General features: G+C 72.5%; 2 protein-coding genes. One reads left to right on the forward strand and one right to left on the reverse strand.

All coding sequences use genetic code 11. From position 1 onward, the window contains the following. Positions 1 to 792 (reverse strand): PspC domain-containing protein (locus tag ACM2XV_RS14670; protein ID WP_487027467.1); only part of this gene is annotated, 792 nt, incomplete at its 3' end. Between the two features lie 114 nt (positions 793 to 906). Here ACM2XV_RS14670 and ACM2XV_RS14675 point away from each other — a divergent pair. Beyond that, positions 907 to 1911, forward strand: a complete 1005-nt coding sequence (locus tag ACM2XV_RS14675) for an ATP-binding protein (RefSeq protein ID WP_487027468.1) — start codon at positions 907 to 909, stop codon at positions 1909 to 1911. The last annotated feature ends 155 nt before the right edge of the window (positions 1912 to 2066 follow it).

Raw genomic sequence — 2066 nt, forward strand, 5'->3', positions numbered from 1 at the left:
CGCCGAGCGCAGCTGTGCACGCTGCTGTTCCTGCCAGGCGCGATGCTGCTCGCGCCAGGCGGCGTAGCGCTCGCGCCACTCGGTCACGTCGTCTTTGGTCGCGCCCGCACCGGGCGCGGCAGGAGCCGCCGGAGGCTCGTCCTGACTCGGCTGAGCGGATGCCTGCGCCGACGACGTCTCCGCCGTGGGCGGGGCGCTGCGCTGCGCCTGCTGCTCCTGCTGCGCCTGTTGCGCCTGCTGCCCGTGGTGCGCCTGGGATGGCCGGGTCCAGTTCGGGCGCTCGCCGCGAGGCGTGTTGCGCACCCTGCCGACGAGCCACACGACGAACCACACGATGGCGCCGATGATGGCGAGGTTCCACAGGACGCGCAGCACGACGGCCGGGGCCGCGATCCACCATGCGGAGTCGGAGAGGTTGTCGCCGACCCACCACACCCCGTGCGAGAACGGAATGAAGGTGAGCACCACAAGGATGCCGATCGCGATCAGCGGCGCGTCGAACACGCCGCGCAGCATCCGCTCGAGGTGGATCTCGCCGTGCGTGTCCGGCAGCAGCAGCCAGGCCGCCGCGTAGAAGAAGAGGGCCGGCCCGCCGAGAATGGCGACGACGACCGCGATGCCGCGCACGATCAGGGGGTCCAGGCCGGTGCGCAGGGCGATGCCGCCGCACACGCCGCCGATCCACCCGTCGGCGCGCACCACGCCGAGGCCGCGCAGCCAGGCGAAGAATCGGTTGGATTCGGGCCGCTCGGCGTTCGGCGGCGGGGTCGGGGTCGAGGTCTGGTTCGTCACACTTCGATGGTCCCGCCGGGAAGTCCCCGTGACCATGCGGGACTGCCCTGACCGCACCCTGAAATACGCGCCGCACGCGGCTCAGGGTGCGTTCCGCAATGGTTTGATTCCTGCATGAGCTCGATTCCCGCCCCGCGCCGCGTGCCATTGCTGCGCCCGCGCGATTGCGTGGTCGGCGGGGTCAGCGTCGGCCTGTCGCGTCACCTCGGCTGGTCGGTCGCGGCGGTGCGCTGGCTCTTCGTCGCGACGAGCCTGCTCGGTGGAGCGGGCGTCCTCTTCTATGCCTGGCTGTGGGCGACGGTGCCCGTCGAGGACCCGGTGGCGGATGCCGGTGCCGCGGCGCCTCCCGTGAGGCACCGCATCCCTCTGCGCTGGGTCGGGGTGGTCGCCTGCCTCGTCGCCGCCCTCGTCCTGCTGCTCGTCTGGGAACGTGCAGGCGGGGTCGTCTCCGGCCTCCTCTTCACCCTCGCCGTGCTCCTCGCGGCGGTCGGCGTCTTCGGGCCGTGGGCGATCCGGCTCTGGCAGGAGCTCATGGCCGAGCGCACGAAGCGCGTCCGCGAAGAGGAGCGCGCAGAGATGGCCGCTCACCTGCATGACTCCGTGCTGCAGACGCTCGCCTTGATCCAGAACCGTGCGGGTGCGTCGAGCGAGGTCGCGCGCATCGCCCGCGCTCAGGAGCGCGAGCTGCGCGAGTGGCTCTACGCCGGCGTCGGCACCGCAGACAGCGACCTCGCCACCGACCTCAAGGACTACGCGGCCGCCCTCGAACTCGACTACCCCGTGCGCTTCGACGTGGTCGCGGTCGGGCAGAGCACCGAGCGCTCGAGCGGCGAGCTCGCGGCAGCGTGCCGCGAGGCGATGCTGAACGCCGCGCGCCACGCCGGCGGCGACGTGTCGGTCTACATCGAGGGCTCCGAGTCCGGCGCCGACGTCTTCGTCCGCGACCGCGGCCCGGGTTTCGACCCCGCGCAGGTTCCGGAGCACCGCCTCGGGGTGCGAGAGTCGATCATCGGCCGCATGCGCCGCGCGGGCGGCTCCGCCGTCGTCGGCCCGGGCGCGGGCGGCGTGGGCACGGAAGTGCACCTGCACTTCGACGGGCAACGAAGGGACGAGACGTGAGCGAGCCGGTCACCGTCGTGGTCGTCGACGACCATTCGATCTTCCGCTCCGGTCTGCGCGCCGACCTCGACGACCGCGTGCGCGTCATCGGCGAGGCGGGCGACGTCGACGGCGCCGTTCTCGCGGTGAGCGAGCACCAGCCCCAGGTCGTCCTG

The organism is Gryllotalpicola sp. CP2-P1, assembly GCF_057512245.1.

Excerpts from the sequence above, each read along its gene's own strand:
- ACM2XV_RS14675 (WP_487027468.1), top strand. The coding sequence starts at position 907 with ATGAGCTCGATTCCCGCCCCGCGCCGCGTGCCATTGCTGCGCCCGCGC.